We start from the raw sequence: 16,383 nt of genomic DNA, 5'->3' as shown, positions 1-16,383 counted from the left end.
TGAAACTATAATCAAGAACTGACAAATGAGTGTGATAATGTGGGAAGCCAATCTGTTATTTGTATTGGAGAATTGTTAATTGATTTCTTTTGTACCGATGTTGATGTTGATTTAATGGAAGGCCGCCATTTCTTGAAAAGTGCCGGCGGTGCTCCGGCGAATGTGTCGGCAGCGATTGCTAAGCTGGGCGGAGACGCCGCTTTCAGCGGAAAAGTAGGCAAGGATCCGTTTGGGTATTTTCTGAAGCAAACATTAGACGCCGCACAGGTGGACACTTCCATGCTGGTCATGGATGAGAAAGCGCCTACAACGCTTGCGTTTGTTTCGTTAAAGCAAAATGGGGAGCGCGATTTTGTTTTTAATAGAGGCGCGGACGCTTTGTTTACGCTGGAGGATATTGATCAGGAAAAACTAAACGAAGCGAAAATCCTTCATTTCGGCTCAGCGACGGCATTGTTATCAGATCCGTTTTGCTCAGCTTATTTACAGCTGATGTCGATTGCAAAAGACAATGGACAGTTTATATCGTTCGACCCTAACTATCGTGAGGATTTATGGAAGGGAAGGGTTTCAGAGTTTGTAAGTGTCGCAAAAAAAGCGATTGCTGTAAGTGATGTTGTGAAAGTCAGTGACGAGGAACTGGAGATCATCAGCGGTGCGAAGGATCACGAAAAGGGTGTTGCGATCCTTCATGAGATTGGAGCCAAAATTGTTGCTGTGACACTTGGGAAAAACGGAACGCTTCTTTCGAATGGAAAAGATCATGAAATCATTCCGAGCATTCCGGTTACATCAATTGACTCAACAGGAGCGGGAGATGCTTTTGTCGGCGCGGCTTTATATCAATTGGCCAACACGGATCAGATTCAATCCGTAGATGCTGATTTTGAGAAGCTGCGTGAGATTGTGGCGTTTGCCAATAAGGTCGGAGCTCTTGTGTGCACGAAAATTGGAGCGATTGATGCACTGCCAAGCATGGATGAGATTGAAGTTTCTTTGTAAATCATCGAGGATGTTTCTTGAAAGTCTTTGGACTTTTGGGAAGCATCCTCTTTTTGTTTGCCTACTCTCGTACAGGCCATTTTCGGGCACCCGCTTGGACAATGCCCAGCAGCAATTGACGCCGCTCCTGTAAAGATTGGATAGCCGTTTGGAATGTTTGCTTTGATAAAGTGGGTATGCCTTTTTGTTTAAGCTTTGTGATGTCTGGTTCCGGCGGCGCTTGTTCAGCTGAATGGATATAGGCGGTATGAACGGTATCCAAGTAGTTTTTAATGCTTGAGCGGGTTTCTTTGATGTGAAGCTGGTTTGGCTGATATTGTTCAGGAATGCCGTATTTCAAAATGGTTAATGCTTCATCCAATACAGTGACGGCTATAATGGATGATTCCTGACGCTGCGTGCTGTGGTAAAAATGAAGGATAGGGAAGGCGTAATGCTGAGCAGTCAGCTTTCCCAAGTCTGATGAAATCGTGATAAGAAGAAAATCAATGTCGTGAAAGTCTTTGCCATTCCATGCATTCTTGACAATTTCTGTTCCATCGCGCCCCATACTTAATACACTTTGGGCAAATGAACGCTTTTGGTTAACCGCACTCAATACGGAAATCAAATAGGTGACAGAAAATGTGATGGTAAGCAGGCCATGAGCGGTTTCTATGACCGTGACCAGCTTCCATAGGTGTCCGTTCGGTGCGAGGTCGCCATTCCCTAGTGTAAACATGACATAGCCGGCAAAATAAATTCGATCTGACCAGGATGCCGGGTCATTCGATTGAGTTTCCACGAGTGAATGGGGGTCACTTGAAAAAATCAAAAACCACCCGCCCCAAAATAAAATGATCCATATCACTAACGTTAGGCATAACAGCAGAGGACCTGCCGTGCTGAGAACCTTTGCGTGGTCTCCGCTGATTTTGCGGAAGCCTTTCCACAGCCATGCTGACAAACATCTTGTGATCGGGCCTGCGCCGCTCTCTAACCATAATGTGGTCCATAAAAAATCAATCATGCCTGCTGTTAACAATAAAAGGCCTACAATGACATAAACCTCATTCAATTTTGTTGCCTCCCTTAGCCAGCCATCTTTTCTTTTTTATTTCCTTTTACCTTTAGTCTGAAACAATTGTTCAAATGTTTGATAAGAAAGTCATTGTATAGAAGAAAAACAGGAGGAGTTACCCAACAGTTAACCATCTTGTCGTTGATAGCAGATAAACAGAAACTCACAGAGATTTTGACTAGATTTACTTATTTTCACAAAGAAAAAAGTTCATTTTCCCCTTGAATTGATGATTTTTCTTTGAATAGATAAAAAATTTTCAGAAATTTATATTGACTGTAAGTGTTTTTATAATTATGATAATATCAGAAGTAACAAAAATGTCACTATTATATTACTAAAATAGAACTATCAAGTTACTATAAAGTAACAAGTTGTCGAGTATATGCGCAAAGAAATGCTCAATGTTCTTTTAGTTGAAAATGAAATCGCTTCCAAAAGAACTGAGAGGCTAAGCAGAAGGGAAGGTAATGAGGCCATTGGATAAACATGAAGAATTTTTTCTGAAGCCTGCTCACCAGATGTAAGAAAAGCAGCAACCCTAGAATAAGTTTTTGAAATACGCAGTAATCGATTTTGAAAAAGACTGGGGGAAACAGTATGAATAAACAAGGTAATCAAATGTCATTTTTACGTACAGTTATTATAGTCTCGACTTTCGGCGGTCTCCTCTTCGGTTATGATACGGGAGTGCTTAATGGAGCTTTGCCGTATATGGGAGAGCCGGACCAGCTTAACCTCAATGCCTTCACAGAGGGGCTTGTCACCAGTTCACTTCTTTTTGGAGCCGCACTGGGTGCCGTGTTTGGCGGCAGGATGTCTGATTTTAACGGCCGCCGCAAAAATATTTTGTTCCTCGCTGTTATATTTTTCATTTCAACGCTCGGGTGTACGTTTGCTCCAAATGTAACGATCATGATTATCTCCCGTTTTGTGCTCGGAATTGCGGTGGGGGGCGCATCAGTTACGGTTCCTGCCTATTTAGCGGAGATGTCTCCTATGGAAAGCAGGGGGCGGATGGTGACGCAGAATGAACTGATGATTGTATCAGGACAGCTTTTGGCCTTTATTTTTAATGCGATCCTCGGAACAACAATGGGAGATAGCTCCAATGTGTGGAGATTTATGCTCGTCATTGCGTCGCTCCCTGCGGTATTCTTGTTTTTCGGTATGCTTAGAATGCCTGAGAGTCCTCGCTGGCTCGTCTCTAAAGGGAGAAAAGAAGATGCTTTGCGGGTTTTGAAAAAAATTAGGGATGAAAAGCAGGCTGCGTTTGAGCTGGAAGAAATTGAATTCGCTTTCAAAAAAGAAGATAAGCTTGAAAAAGCGACGTTTAAAGATCTTGCGGTACCGTGGGTGCGCCGGATTGTGTTCATTGGAATCGGGATTGCGATTGTACAGCAAATTACAGGTGTAAACTCAATTATGTATTATGGTACTGAAATTTTAAGAGATGCCGGTTTTCAAACGAAAGCCGCATTAATCGGAAATATCGCGAATGGCGTGATTTCGGTATTGGCAACATTCGTCGGAATCTGGCTGCTAGGGAAAGTTGGCCGCCGGCCGATGCTGATGACAGGTTTGATCGGTACGACAACGGCATTATTGCTGATCGGGATATTCTCACTTGTGCTCGAAGGATCACCGGCTCTTCCATATGTGGTTCTGTCGTTAACAGTGACATTCCTTGCATTTCAGCAGGGTGCGATCTCGCCTGTGACGTGGCTGATGCTTTCTGAGATTTTCCCGCTCCGCCTCCGTGGTCTAGGGATGGGCGTCACGGTATTCTGTCTGTGGATGGTGAATTTTGCAGTCAGTTTCACTTTCCCGATATTGCTGGCCGCGATTGGGCTGTCCACAACGTTCTTTATCTTCGTTGTACTAGGAATTTGCTCTGTATTGTTTGTGAAGACATTTTTACCGGAAACGAAAGGGCTTTCGCTTGAGCAGCTGGAGGATAATTTCCGCGCTTATGTTCGCGGCGAGGCGAAGAAAGATTCCAGTTCTGAAGTGGTAGGATAAGGAATATAAAAAGAATCCGCATCTGTGTGCGGATTCTTTTTTGTTCCATTAGTTAGGTCTCACAAGGATTTTGACTTGGTTTTTCTCTTTAATAAGAGCCCCGAAGCCTTCCTCGATCAAATCGTCTAATACGATTTTTTTCGTTACAAGTTTGTCAGCTGCAAAATAACCTTCTTTCATTAATGACAATACAGCCGGGAAGATGTCGCGGTATCCGATAATTCCTTTGACTGTACGTTCTTTGATGACGATATCGTTCGGGTGGATTTCAGCGCCTTTTTCCCAAATGCTTACAATGACTGTTTCACCGGCAATTGTAGTGGATTGGATCGCTTGTCGCAGTACCACTGGAACGCCAGTGACTTCGAATGCTACGTCGACACCGCCTCCAGTACGTTCTGCAATTTCAGCGACTACATCATCTGTTTTAGACGGATCAACGATGATGGCTCCAAGCTCCTCAGCTTTTTGCTGGCGTTCAGGTGAAAGCTCGACAGCGTAAATGTCAGTCGCGCCAGCAGCCTTCAGCGCTTCAATCACAAGAAGCCCGATCGGTCCGCAGCCGAATACAGCCGCTTTGTCACCGGCTTTGATTTTGCTTGAACGGACAGCGTATAAAGCGACCGCGGAAGGCTCAACAAGAGCGCCTTGTTCATATGATAATTCCTCAGGAAGTTTGAACAATAGCTCTTCATCTACAGAGACGTATTCAGAGAAACCGCCGCCTCCGCCGGCTAAGCCGAGGAATCCCATTTGTTCATCAAGGTTGTAGGCGCCCTGGTGACCGTGTGTTGCAAAAATCGGTTCGACTACGACTCGGTCTCCTGCTTTATAATTTTCAACGCCTTCACCGACTTCAACAACTTCACCGGAGAATTCATGGCCCATTGTGACAGGTGCTGTTTCATTCGTTAATGGATGCGGTTTGTCAACCGGAATAAAGATCGGGCCGCCAAGATACTCGTGTAAATCACTGCCGCAGATACCGCACCATTTGACTTTGATCTTTACTTTTCCCGGCTCTGTTTTTGGCTCTTCAATATTTTCAATACGGATATCCTTTTGGTTATGCCATCTTGCTGCCTTCATGGATTACCACTCCTATATCTTTTTATATGAGTAATTCCGCACTGATCAATATGAACTGTTCACAAAATCGCCATTTTTAAAACCAAAAAAGAAATGAAAATTTTATATAATGTAATTTACGTTTTTAAAAAAAGAAACTTTGAAGAAAAAAGAGTCTCGCACGCTCTTTTTTCTTTATTATGAGAGAGTATGAATCGTTTACATAACTATGAAATTTGGTTTGAACAATACGGTAATGGTTCGTTCATATTGAATGCGATAACTACTCTATCAACAATTATAACGCTTATATTCCAATTATAATAGGATAATCTTCCATGGGTTATTTTAGCATTGGTAACTATTCTGACTTTGTAACATTACTGTAAGGATATTGAAATAAAAATTCCCTGGTTGATCGTGTATAATTTTTCTAGATGTTAACAAACAGGGGGACGAAATGTTGAAGAAAGTCATTTTAGCCGCTTTTATCTTAGTAGGAAGTACTTTGGGAGCTTTCAGTTTTTCAGCAGATGCCAGTGCGAAACATGTGAATGGAAATATTACTTGGTATAATGGAGTCGGGAAAAAAGGCTCTTCAGGAAAAAAACTTGGGCACTGGGACTGTGCGACCAAAATCGGATTTGATGTTCCTAAAAACGGGACAAAAATCAGAGCTTATGCAAAAGCAAAGCCTAAAAAGGTGATTACGGTTTACAAAAATGATGTTGGCAGAATGCCTCATGCAGTACTGGATGTAAGCCCTAAAGCGTTTAAAGCGCTTGGATACCCATTAAGCAAAGGCAAAGTAGCGGGACATTACAGCTATTAATCTACATATATAATCTGTAAAGCAAGAAGTCACATTCTTGCTTTTTCTATTGGTGGAGATAAGAGATGAAAAAAAGAATCATATTATTGTTAACAGTCGTGATAGCGGCAGCGGGCTTTGTGTTTTATGTTGTAAAGGATAAAAGCCATGAGAGCGCTGCTGATGTTTCAGTCAATACGGAAAGCGGTGATCAGCTGCTCGTTTCGATTACGAATACCGATCTGCAGACGAAGTATTATGAAAATGACAAGGTGATCCATGAGGAGGAGCTGACCGGCTATCCGGCATTTGCCTTGGATCAAAAGCAGCGGGTGCTCTATTATACGGGCAATAATGATCAAAATGAAATGAGGCTCTTTAAGCTGGATCTAAAGTCTAATAAAAAGATGATGCTGTATAAAGGCGCTGAGAGTGCGGACAGCTTGTTTTTATCGAGGGACCGTTCAACCATCTATTTCCGTTTAGGAAAAGCGGACGAAAGCAATTTTCGGATCGCATCCTTTGATCTAAAAACGAAGAAATACAAAAACCTTTATCCTGCCGTGAATGATCAGGATGACAGCGTCAGCAGCTTCTTTTATAACAAAAAAACAGATTCATTTGCATTGCTTCATTATTCTGTAGAAGAAGATTACAAGAAAACAGATGAAGCGAACGAAAAGGGGATCGATCCTGAACCGACAACGATTCATTTTGCGGCGGGCCATCAAAACAAATTTGCTGAGCTTAAGAGCCTTGACCAGTTTATCAGCGATATTGCCGTTTCTGATGATGATAAACGTATGTTGTTTACATCCTATACACAAAAAGGCACTGAGCAAACCGCTGCTGTTCAGATGCTGAATGCGGATACGAAAAAGTATAAAACCATCATTACAAATCAAAAATCATTCAAGCTGTTAATTGACGCACAGCCGCAGTTCTCTACGGATGGCAAGAGCATTTATTTTCTCGCCGAAGCCAAGGGAGCTAAAAAATTAAAGGATGAAACAGGGCGTGAAGCAAAGGTTCGGACGATTTATTCCTACAACCTTGAAAAAAAGACGTTCGAAAAAGTGTGGGAAAATCCGAACGGCATCATCAACAGCTTTTCTGTTATTAGCTGAAAAAACCACTCGACATGGGCTGAGTGGTTTTTTAATGGATGAGATGCAGGACTGATGAACCGAGCCATTTAAAGAAATGGATCAGCGGTATCGACAAAAACAGAAGTTCAACATATGAGTGGATGGCAAGGTTCAGCTTTTTGATCTGAGCTCTTTTTTTTAGGTCGTTTCGCTGCTGGTTTGCGATCATGTTATCACCTCATTGATATCCATATTATACCATAACGGCAGGCGAAAAAAAGCCCTAAACGTAGACAGTTTTGGGCTTCTTTCTTTGTTTTAGGCCACTTTTGAAATGGAGGCTTTTTAGTCTGGATATAGAATTTGCGTCTCCGTTCGGGGAATGTTTGCTTGCAGGAGACTGCATTTGTTTATAGGGAAGAGCTAGCTTGTTTTCGTTTGACCGTTGTTTTGGAGATTCACTAATGAACGGATGCCGTCAATCATTTTGCTGCCGCACAAAGGGCATGATGGCGAGTCACTGCTGGCAAAGTTTTTTCTGCTCCAGCCGTTGCAGTCTTCTTTTGTGCATTCCCAAGTACTCACATCTTCTTTAGGCAGCGGTTCTTGATTACGTTTATTATAGTAAGACATAAAGTCACTTCTTCCCTCATGTATTTTAACTGCACATTTCTTATTGTCTCATACTTTTCCCCAATCTCCTAATTCCTTTTTCTTTATGGCTTTCCAATCAGACCATCTAAAAAGGAGAGGAGTGTACTGTTAAAAGCATCAGGCTCTTCTAAAAACGGGCAATGGCTGCTGTTAGAAAAGGTGACGAGCGTGGAGTTGGAAATTTTGCTGCGCAAGTGTTCTCCAGCTGCTGTAGAGAAAAATTTGCGGTCTTCCCCGAAGCAAAGCAATGTCGGTACAGTGATGTTTTGAAGGGTGCCGCGGTAATCAGCAGCCGTTTGGTTAAATAAAATCGTGCTTGAAATGGCAGCCGGCTGTTTGAGGATTTCTGCCAGCATCCATTCTTTTTCTGTCTCAGCAGGCGGTTCCGCGAACATATTCTGAATGAAGCTTTCGTAGAATGGCAGCGGATCAGTCTGAATGGCGTGCATCGCCGTTTTTAAACCGTCAAAATCAAACGGGCCGTGTTTCCAGCCCTCCCACTGATAGTCGGAAGCGGATTGGTCGATGATTACAGCGGCTTGTATGTTATCATTCCCAAATTGATTGAGATAATCCCATACGACAAAAGCGCCCATTGACCAGCCGGCGAGAACGGCACGATCGAGCTCCATTGCTTTTAGAAACTCCCTTACGTCGCGGGCGTATTGGGAAATGGTGTGGCCGTGAAGCACTTTGTCGGGCCGTGTCCTCTAAGGTCGAGACGAATAAACTGATAATTGGCAGATAGTGCTGAACATTGTTTGTGAAAAAACTGCCCGCTCATCAGCACCCCGTGTATAAACAGGATCGGTGTACCGCTCCCGTGCGTTTCATAGTATAGACGTGTCTGATCTTCTAATGTGATGTATGGCATGTTTCTCCTCCTCTAGTTTCCGTCTTGAGAATGAATGGCTGCTGTTGAGCTGATGATGGCGGCTGTCGCGGCTGTCTGCTGAGCCTGAATTGCCGCTTCGATTGCGGTGTATAGGCCTGATTCCATCAGCAGATTGTTCTCCATATACTCACTGAGATATAAGCAGACAGCAATTTTAAAATTAATCTCCTTTTGCCGTTTAAATGCTTTATCTTGGTTTAATTCGCGAGCGATAGCCAAAACGGTTTTGATATCTGGCTCTTCCAGAAATGTGAGAAGGGCAAGGTCTGGATAATGATAATCCTTAGGCTTTTTGAAAGATGCAGTGATGGATTGATATATATGTTTGTAATGGGAAACAAGTGTTTCAGGGGCTTTTTCACTTTGTAAGGCCAGAATATGGCTGACCTGATGTAAGTACTGCCCTTTTTTAAACCCGTTGGCCGCCAGCAGCTGATAGCATGTTTCCGCTTTGTTTAGCGCCTCCAAACCTTTTCCGCTTTCGCCAAGCAATACGGCAAGCGGAACATTCTGGGGTGAGGTGAGGAAATAATGATTTTTCTTCATCTGCTGATAAACAGAAAGCCCCGTGTTCATCTGTTCTCTTAGGTTTGTTGTGTCTGATTTGCCGGTGAGCAGGATCAGGGCGGAAAGGTACGTGAATATATCCCGCTTATATCCAAGCTTCACCATTTCATTGTATACGTCGATGAAAGTCAGAAACGTTTGTTTTGCCTCATGCTGAAAATGAATGTCCAGAATGGAAGCAACTGTAAAGCGGTGGTGGGAATTGAGTGTCGAGAAGCTGCCGATGTTTGATTTGATATAGCTGCTCAAATCATAAAAGCGCTCAAAATCAAACTCTCTTTTATTCACAATATATGCAGACGAAATGAGTATTAATATCTGATCTTGTGCAACTTTCCATTTTAATTTTGATTTTAATTCGGCATAAATGGAAATGTATTGTTTTGTCTTTTCGCTAAGACTGTTTGTCAGCATAAAAACGCTCCTTATTGCTGTTTTTATGTTATACGAAAAATGGGGCCAAAAGTTTCTTAAAGAAAAAACTTGCCTGCGAGAGGCAAGTTTGTCGGGTTATTTACGGGGATCTGTTATATCCATCGGTCTCATCATGTCATAGTCTTCATGCTCAAGAATATGGCAGTGCCATACGTATCGTCCGCTGTATGGCCCGAATGTCGCCGCGATTCTCAGGACTTCACCGGCGTGAGCTTGAATGGTGTCTTTCCAGCCCTTTTCACTTGGAGGCGGCGGAACAGCTGGACCTGTATAGGACAATTCCCCGCTTTCTTGATAACGTGCGATATCAAATGGCCGGCGGTCTAATACACGGAAGGAGACCAGATGCAGGTGAATCGGATGTGTTCCGCGTGTCGGATTGATAATGGACCATATTTCAGTTGTGCCGGCTTTTGGTGCTTCTGTGACAGGGTCGTGCCACCGTTTGTTATTGAGAAGAAGGACCGGTCTGCCGTATTCGTCCTGGGTGCCTGCCAGTTTCAGTGTTCTGATGTTTTGGATTCTTTCATTCTGCACCGAAGGGTATGAGGCGAGGTACTTCGGCTTTCTACTTTCATCTTTTTGTGCCAATGGTTTTGTGACTCTAAATTGCATGATATTCGCATCTGTTTCGGGATTGACGTCACCGCCGCAGCCTGCGCTGTTTGCCAAAATGATCGATTGTCCTTCATAGGCTGTGAAATCAATGATGATATCATAACGTTCAGCAGGTGCAAGACTGAAAGAGTTCAGTTTAGCAGAGCGCGGAAGAAGCCCGCCGTCTGAACCGATCTGAATAAATTCTCCGCCGTTATCGAGTGACAGATTATAGGTTCTCGTATTGGAGGCGTTGATGACGCGGAAGCGGTATTTCCTCGGTTCGACCTCCAAGTATGGCCAAACCTTCCCATTCACCAGTATGGTTTTTCCGCAAAAAGCCGGAACGATTGAAGGATTGGGAAGTGTCGGGGTAGGGTTTTCCGGTCCGTTTGGATAAAACAAAGAACCGTCCTCGTTGATCGTGCGGTCTGTGATCAGAAGCGGTATGTCGTATTCGCCGGAAGGCAGCTTTAAGCGTTTTTCCTTTGGATCGTGAATGAGATAAGCGCCGACGAGTCCGGCATAGACATTCAGCCTGGTAAGCGCCATGGCGTGATCGTGATACCACAAAATAGCACCGCGCTGCTGATTCGGATAATGATAAACCTCTCGTTTGAAATAAGGGCCTGTTTGCTCAAAGTTTTTGGAAAACCAAGCTTCCGGATACCCATCACTATCATCTGGCGTGACGCCTCCGTGTAAATGTACAACAGTCTTTACTTCGGGCTCATCATGCTGGCTGTCGCTGTGATGAATCGTATGGTCAATCGGAAGGAAATGCGTTGAAGGAAGGTGATTCATCCATTTCACATAAACGTTCTCATTTCTTTTGACCTCAATGGTAGGCCCCGGAAATAAGCCGTTGTAGCCCCAAAGGCGGGTCGGGGGGAGATCGCGGTGGAGCTGGTGAGTGCATTCTTCCATAGTGACTTCGTAGTATGTCTTTTCTTTTGTTTGCTGAACAGGCTTTAGTGTATCTGGGATTGGGAGAGCATCCGCAAATTTTTCAAGTATCATTTTTCATCTGTCCTTATTTAAATTTTCCATATTGGTATTATAGTTAATGACAATAAGGGCGTGATGGTTACAAAAAAATGGCGTGCCGCTGCCTGCCCGAAGAAGAAATAACAAAATCCTAAACGGGAGTCCGTTTAGGATTTGATCAGCATTAAGGGAGGATGTCGGGCTGCTGATGTGTGACAGACTTGGCTGCCGCTTTTTCGCTCACCTTGCGTTTTCTGAACACAAGATAAGAAATCAGAACGACTCCTGTGATGACGCCTGTCAGCAGCAGCTCGTCTCTCATGGAATCAATGAATGCCATAGATACTAAAATCCCGCAGATGGCGATAATGGTCACGTAGGTTAAGTATGGGAAGAGCCACATTTTAATCTTTAAAGCTTCAGGGTTCGTTTTTTCAAGTTTTTTACGCATTCTCAAATGGGAAACAGCGATGACGAGATAGACGAGCAGTGCAATTGCGCCTGATGAATTGACTAAAAATAAAAAGACGGTATCAGGAGAAAAGTAATTCATCACAACCGCGATATATGAGAAAAGTGTACCGGCAACAATCGCCTGTACGGGAGCACCTTTTTTGCTTAATTTCATAAAGCGGCGCGGTGCTTCGTTTCTTTCTGCAAGTGAATACAGCATTCTGGATGTGGTGTACAAACCTGAATTCAGGCAAGAGAGTACAGCGGTGAGGACGATAAAATTCATAATCTGCGCGGCAGCGGGAACACCGATATGCCCGAGCACAGCGACGAACGGACTTTCTAAAATATTGGCTGAATTCCAAGGCAAAAGCGCAACGACAACGGCAATAGAGCCGACGTAAAAGACAATGATGCGCCACACAACGGAACGCGTCGCTTTGGTTACGGATTCCAACGGATTGGATGTTTCTCCTGCAGCGATAGCAACGATTTCCGTTCCCATAAAGGAAAAAATAACGACGACAATGCCAAGCAATACGGAGCTGATGCCTTGCGGGAAAAATCCGCCTTGGCCCGTCAGGTTGGAGAGGCCCACTGGACTGCTTCCTGGTGCGAATCCAAAAATGAAAGCGAATCCAATAATTAAAAACAAAATAATCGTAACGACCTTAATAAGGGAGAACCAATATTCGAATTCACCGAATGATTTAACGGAATAAATGTTGGTCAGCGTGAGCAATACGGTCAAAATTAAGCTTGTGAGCCACAGAGGAATATCGTGGAACCAGTATTGAATGATGCCGGCTCCGGCAATTGCTTCAATCGCGATAACGACGACCCAGAAAAACCAATACAGCCAGCCGATTGTAAATCCGGCCCATGGCCCGATGGCGTCATGAGCGTATTGGGAAAACGATCCGCTCGTCGGGTTTACGGAAGACATTTCACCGAGCATTCTCATGATGAAAATAACCAGTAAGCCGGCTAGCGCGTAAGAAACGATAGCACCGGGACCGGTCGAGTGAATGACTGAACCGCTGCCTACAAATAGGCCGGCTCCGATCACGCCCGCGATCGAAATCATGGTCATATGGCGGGTCTTTAATTCTTTTTTTAATCCTGATTGAGACTGGTTCATAAATTACCTCCTTAAAGAATGAAACCATTACTGAATATTATGATAATTGAAACTCTATCATAAATATACAGTTTGTCGAAAATTCGTGTGAGAAAATATAACAGTTTATTTCAAATTTGTAGGTTTTTGTTTGTGGTGTTTTCAGGAGATAAGCTTGGATTAAAAGAAAAAGTGTTTCGTTAATTATTCATTTTTGCAGCTAGCGTAATGTTTTAAAATATCGAAGATCGCAGAGGTATTGGCGGCATTGAATTTTAAGGGATTTTTAGAGGAGAAAGTAAATTGGTTTAGAGAAACAGTGTTCCGCCATAACTATTTTTCTGTGGCAAGTGAATCATGTTTCTATAGACCCACTGCTATTCAGCTTTGTATCATTATAATAGGAATTCACGAGCGGAGAGGAGGTTTTGTATGGAGAGATACGATGAACTGAAAAAGGGAGAAGCCGGGGCTATTGTCAGCATTTCCGCGTATCTTGTCCTGTCCGCGATTAAGCTGATCATCGGTTATTTCTTTCACTCGGAAGCGCTTATGGCAGACGGGTTTAATAACACAACTGATATTATTGCTTCTGTTGCTGTGCTGATCGGCCTTCGCATCTCTCAAAAGCCTCCTGATGAAGATCATCCATACGGCCACTTTCGGGCGGAAACGATCGCATCACTTATCGCATCCTTTATTATGATGGTTGTCGGACTGCAAGTGCTGTTCAGCGCCGGAGAATCTATTTTTTCTCCTAAACAAGAGACACCGGATATGATTGCGGCTTGGACGGCAGCAGGCGGGGCAGTCCTGATGCTTATGGTGTACCAGTACAATAAAAGGCTGGCCAAAAAGGTGAAGAGCCATGCGCTCCTTGCCGCGGCCGCTGATAATAAATCGGATGCGTTCGTCAGCGTCGGCACGTTTATCGGAATTGCGGCTGCGCAATTCCGCCTTGCTTGGATTGATACGGTCACGGCGTTTGTGATCGGTCTTCTCATTTGTAAAACGGCGTGGGATATTTTTAAAGAATCATCTCACTCTTTGACAGATGGATTCGACATAAAAGACATTTCAGCTTATAAACAGACAATCGAAAAGATTCCAGGGGTACGCCGTTTAAAAGATATTAAAGCGAGATACTTGGGCAGTACGGTCTACGTTGATGTGGTGGTTGAAGTATCCGCTGATTTAAATATTACGGAAAGCCACGATATTGCCAATGAAATTGAGCGGAGAATGAAGGAGGAGCATGCGATTGATTATTCACATGTTCATATGGAACCTTTAGAACGCAAATAATTGAGCTTCCTGTCATAGGAAGCTTTTTTGGTGTGATTTATTCTGCTTTATTGGAAACAATTTGCTAGAATCGTTTTTTTATACAGATCGCTTTTTGTGGTAAAGTTAGGTTACAATATGATGAATTTTGTAGATGACTAGGAGGAAAAGAATGGCATACCAAGAAGACCTGCATCCTTTGCTGGGGAAAGCAGTTGAACATATTAATAGAGTAATGGTGGGAAAACGAGACATCGCCGTACTCAGCTTAGCAGCCATTCTTGCCAAAGGGCATGTGCTGCTTGAGGATGTGCCCGGAGTCGGTAAAACGATGATGGTCCGCGCGCTGGCAAAGTCAATCGGCGCCGATTTTAAAAGAATTCAATTCACTCCGGATTTGCTGCCATCTGATGTCACAGGCGTGTCCATCTATAATGCGAAAACGATGGAATTTGAATACCGTCCCGGCCCGATTATGGGAAATATCGTGCTGGCCGATGAAATCAACCGTACCTCTCCGAAGACACAGTCTGCTTTGCTTGAAGCGATGGAAGAAGGAAGTGTAACGGTAGATGGCCATACGATGCCGCTTGCGGCTCCGTTTTTTGTGATGGCAACGCAAAACCCGTTCGAATATGAAGGGACGTACCCATTGCCGGAAGCCCAGCTTGACCGTTTTTTATTCAAACTTCGCATGGGTTATCCGACCTTTAATGAGGAGCTGGACGTCTTATCTCTTCAGGAAAAAAGCCATCCGATTGAGACGCTTGAGCCGGTTATTTCAAAAGAAGACTTCATCCGTTTGCAGCGGGAAGTGCAAAATGTCCGCGCCGATGACAGCATTAAAGAATACATTGTGGAAATCGTGCAGAAAACGAGACAGCATGCCTCTGTTCAATTAGGCGTCAGTCCGCGCGGATCAATCGCTCTCATGAAAGCGGCCCAAGCATATGCGCTGCTCCATCATCGCGACTATGTCATTCCGGATGATATTCAATATTTGGCTCCTTTCGCGCTTCCGCACCGGATGCTGCTGCAGCCAGAGGCGAAGTTTGAAGGTATCGAGGCAGACGCGATCGTACGGGAGATCATGTCCGTTGTGAAGGTACCGGTTCAAAGGTCGTCGATCCGCTGATGAAGAAGACGCAATGGCTGGTATATGGGTGGAAGCTGATTGTATTAACGCTATTGACGGCTGCTGTTTTTTCTTACGCGATGTTTCAAGGAGGCTTTGTCAGCTGGTTTTTGTTTTACGCGTTTCTCCCTTTTGTCGTGTATGCCGGGCTGCTGGCGTTGTATCCGCTCCGCTCTTTCCAGGCTTCACGGCAAATGGCCAAAACACAATTGCAAGCGGGGGACAGGCTGGGCGTGTCGATAACGCTGAGAAGGAAGCTGCCGTTTCCGCTGATGTATATGGTGATTGAAGATTGCCTGCCAGAGGGAATCGAGTCATTGAACCGAGACGAAGCCGCGGCCAAACGTCTCGTTTTTCCTTGGTTTAAACGGCGTATGACGATGTCGTATGAATTAGCTCGCGTACCGCGCGGAGAACATCATTTTCATGCTGTCAGGGTGCGAACCGGGGACGTTCTCGGCTTGATTGAAAAAACAGCTTTTTATGAGCTGGATGATACCCTGTTTGTCTATCCATCCTTTCAGCGTCTTTCTTATCATGTGAATGAGAGGCATCAGGAAGATGGTGTAAGCGGTTCTTCTCCGGTTCATCAGCACCATTCCGCAGTCGCAGCGAGTGTTCGGGATTACCAGCCGGGAGACCGGTTTGCCGCGTTAGACTGGAAGACTTCTGCACGGCGGAGCCAGCTGATGACGAAGGAATTTGAACCGTCTCGAAGCAAAAACCTGTTTCTTCTGATGGACCGTTTTTCCTCTGAAGCATTCGAAGAGGTCGTTTCTGTGTCAGCTTCGATTCTTCATTCTGTTTTACAAAGCGGCGCGGGGGCAGGTTTGGCCTCAGTCGGAAAGGAAAAAACGCTTTTTCCTATTCAAGAAGGGGAGCAGCATTTTAAGCGCATGCTTCGGCATTTAGCCGTCGTTCATTGTGATGCGGCTGACCCGGTAAGCCGATATGTACGGGAGGAGCTGGGTAAGCCGTCTGTTCGCAAAGCTGATAAGGTGATCGTCACGGGGCAGTTCACGGAAGATTTGTTGAACTTAGCAGAAACCGGGGGAGGCCGGTTTACAGTGATCCTGGCAAAAGAGAAAGACGCTGAGCTTTCTCAAGCTGAAAATGTCATGGTCGAACGCATGATGAAACGCCAAATCAGAGTTCAGGTCATGAGGGGCGGACGAGTTTCGCGTGTTGTTTAGAAAGAGGGGTGA

At 44.4% G+C, this 16,383-nt stretch carries 14 protein-coding genes and 2 pseudogenes; 7 read left to right on the top strand and 9 right to left on the bottom strand.

Features of this window, described 5'->3' with window-relative positions:
• Positions 1-39 precede the first annotated feature (39 nt).
• The gene (locus tag ACMX2I_RS18705; RefSeq protein ID WP_414957961.1) at positions 40-1,002 is read left to right on the top strand and encodes a carbohydrate kinase family protein; all 963 of its coding nucleotides are present in this window, start codon (positions 40-42) and stop codon (positions 1,000-1,002) included.
• 61 nt (positions 1,003-1,063) lie between these two features.
• Here the strand turns inward: ACMX2I_RS18705 and ACMX2I_RS18700 are convergent, their stop codons facing one another.
• On the bottom strand, positions 1,064-2,059 hold the full coding sequence (locus tag ACMX2I_RS18700; RefSeq protein WP_414957959.1) for a potassium channel family protein: 996 nt from the start codon (positions 2,057-2,059) through the stop codon (positions 1,064-1,066).
• Between the two features lie 603 nt (positions 2,060-2,662).
• Here ACMX2I_RS18700 and ACMX2I_RS18695 point away from each other — a divergent pair.
• Positions 2,663-4,084, top strand: a complete 1,422-nt coding sequence (locus ACMX2I_RS18695) for a sugar porter family MFS transporter (protein ID WP_414957957.1) — start codon at positions 2,663-2,665, stop codon at positions 4,082-4,084.
• 48 nt (positions 4,085-4,132) lie between these two features.
• On the opposite strand, the gene bdhA is transcribed toward ACMX2I_RS18695, so the two are convergent.
• Complete coding sequence (gene bdhA / locus ACMX2I_RS18690) at positions 4,133-5,173, bottom strand: (R,R)-butanediol dehydrogenase (protein WP_087991323.1); 1,041 nt, start codon at positions 5,171-5,173, stop codon at positions 4,133-4,135.
• Between the two features lie 439 nt (positions 5,174-5,612).
• Between bdhA and walM the strand changes: the two genes are divergently transcribed.
• Positions 5,613-5,984, top strand: a complete 372-nt coding sequence (walM, locus tag ACMX2I_RS18685) for a cell wall metabolism protein WalM (protein WP_087991324.1) — start codon at positions 5,613-5,615, stop codon at positions 5,982-5,984.
• A 65-nt stretch (positions 5,985-6,049) separates the two neighbouring features.
• Complete coding sequence (locus ACMX2I_RS18680) at positions 6,050-7,090, top strand: hypothetical protein (RefSeq protein ID WP_414957955.1); 1,041 nt, start codon at positions 6,050-6,052, stop codon at positions 7,088-7,090.
• Positions 7,091-7,121: 31 nt separating this feature from the next.
• On the opposite strand, the gene ACMX2I_RS18675 is transcribed toward ACMX2I_RS18680, so the two are convergent.
• The 7 genes and pseudogenes from ACMX2I_RS18675 to ACMX2I_RS18645 form a co-directional block, all read right to left on the bottom strand.
• Positions 7,122-7,280 (bottom strand): hypothetical protein, encoded by a 159-nt coding sequence (locus ACMX2I_RS18675; RefSeq protein ID WP_202328354.1) that lies wholly within the window; start codon positions 7,278-7,280, stop codon positions 7,122-7,124.
• 194 nt (positions 7,281-7,474) lie between these two features.
• Positions 7,475-7,684: a cold-shock protein gene (locus tag ACMX2I_RS18670; RefSeq protein WP_087991327.1), complete on the bottom strand. Its 210-nt coding sequence runs from the start codon at positions 7,682-7,684 to the stop codon at positions 7,475-7,477.
• Between the two features lie 83 nt (positions 7,685-7,767).
• Positions 7,768-8,579 (bottom strand): annotated as a pseudogene (locus ACMX2I_RS18665) (alpha/beta fold hydrolase).
• Between the two features lie 12 nt (positions 8,580-8,591).
• Positions 8,592-9,581, bottom strand: a complete 990-nt coding sequence (locus ACMX2I_RS18660) for a DUF4003 family protein (RefSeq protein WP_414957953.1) — start codon at positions 9,579-9,581, stop codon at positions 8,592-8,594.
• 96 nt (positions 9,582-9,677) lie between these two features.
• Positions 9,678-11,219, bottom strand: coding sequence for an outer spore coat copper-dependent laccase CotA (gene cotA, locus ACMX2I_RS18655; protein WP_414957951.1), 1,542 nt, complete (start codon positions 11,217-11,219; stop codon positions 9,678-9,680).
• Between the two features lie 151 nt (positions 11,220-11,370).
• Complete coding sequence (gene gabP, locus ACMX2I_RS18650) at positions 11,371-12,780, bottom strand: GABA permease (protein WP_414957949.1); 1,410 nt, start codon at positions 12,778-12,780, stop codon at positions 11,371-11,373.
• Between the two features lie 37 nt (positions 12,781-12,817).
• Positions 12,818-12,925, bottom strand: a pseudogene (locus ACMX2I_RS18645) (hypothetical protein); the annotation flags it as partial.
• A gap of 266 nt (positions 12,926-13,191) precedes the next feature.
• On the opposite strand from ACMX2I_RS18645, the gene mneS reads away from it, so the two are divergent.
• From mneS to ACMX2I_RS18630, 3 genes are all read left to right on the top strand, one after another.
• Complete coding sequence (gene mneS / locus ACMX2I_RS18640) at positions 13,192-14,064, top strand: manganese transporter MneS (RefSeq protein WP_414957947.1); 873 nt, start codon at positions 13,192-13,194, stop codon at positions 14,062-14,064.
• A gap of 151 nt (positions 14,065-14,215) precedes the next feature.
• Entirely contained in the window at positions 14,216-15,178 is a 963-nt protein-coding gene (locus ACMX2I_RS18635; RefSeq protein WP_087991333.1) for an AAA family ATPase, read from the top strand.
• A complete protein-coding gene (locus ACMX2I_RS18630) occupies positions 15,175-16,371 on the top strand; it encodes a DUF58 domain-containing protein (RefSeq protein WP_414958359.1) in 1,197 nt (398 codons plus the stop codon). The genes ACMX2I_RS18635 and ACMX2I_RS18630 overlap by 4 nt, the downstream gene beginning before the upstream one ends.
• Positions 16,372-16,383: the final 12 nt, after the last annotated feature.

The sequence above is a fragment of the Bacillus sp. SW14 genome, assembly GCF_047608225.1.
Classification (GTDB): Bacteria; Bacillota; Bacilli; order Bacillales; family Bacillaceae; genus Bacillus; species Bacillus subtilis_G.
Note: the sequence above shows the minus strand (reverse complement) of the source record. Positions and strands in the feature narration are given on the sequence as shown.

Excerpts from the sequence above, each read along its gene's own strand:
- ACMX2I_RS18660 (WP_414957953.1), bottom strand. The coding sequence starts at position 9,581 with ATGCTGACAAACAGTCTTAGCGAAAAGACAAAACAATACATTTCCATT.
- ACMX2I_RS18695 (WP_414957957.1), top strand. The coding sequence starts at position 2,663 with ATGAATAAACAAGGTAATCAAATGTCATTTTTACGTACAGTTATTATA.
- gabP (WP_414957949.1), bottom strand. The coding sequence starts at position 12,780 with ATGAACCAGTCTCAATCAGGATTAAAAAAAGAATTAAAGACCCGCCAT.
- mneS (WP_414957947.1), top strand. The coding sequence starts at position 13,192 with ATGGAGAGATACGATGAACTGAAAAAGGGAGAAGCCGGGGCTATTGTC.
- walM (WP_087991324.1), top strand. The coding sequence starts at position 5,613 with ATGTTGAAGAAAGTCATTTTAGCCGCTTTTATCTTAGTAGGAAGTACT.
- cotA (WP_414957951.1), bottom strand. The coding sequence starts at position 11,219 with ATGATACTTGAAAAATTTGCGGATGCTCTCCCAATCCCAGATACACTA.
- ACMX2I_RS18635 (WP_087991333.1), top strand. The coding sequence starts at position 14,216 with ATGGCATACCAAGAAGACCTGCATCCTTTGCTGGGGAAAGCAGTTGAA.
- ACMX2I_RS18675 (WP_202328354.1), bottom strand. The coding sequence starts at position 7,280 with ATGATCGCAAACCAGCAGCGAAACGACCTAAAAAAAAGAGCTCAGATC.
- bdhA (WP_087991323.1), bottom strand. The coding sequence starts at position 5,173 with ATGAAGGCAGCAAGATGGCATAACCAAAAGGATATCCGTATTGAAAAT.
- ACMX2I_RS18670 (WP_087991327.1), bottom strand. The coding sequence starts at position 7,684 with ATGTCTTACTATAATAAACGTAATCAAGAACCGCTGCCTAAAGAAGAT.
- ACMX2I_RS18680 (WP_414957955.1), top strand. The coding sequence starts at position 6,050 with ATGAAAAAAAGAATCATATTATTGTTAACAGTCGTGATAGCGGCAGCG.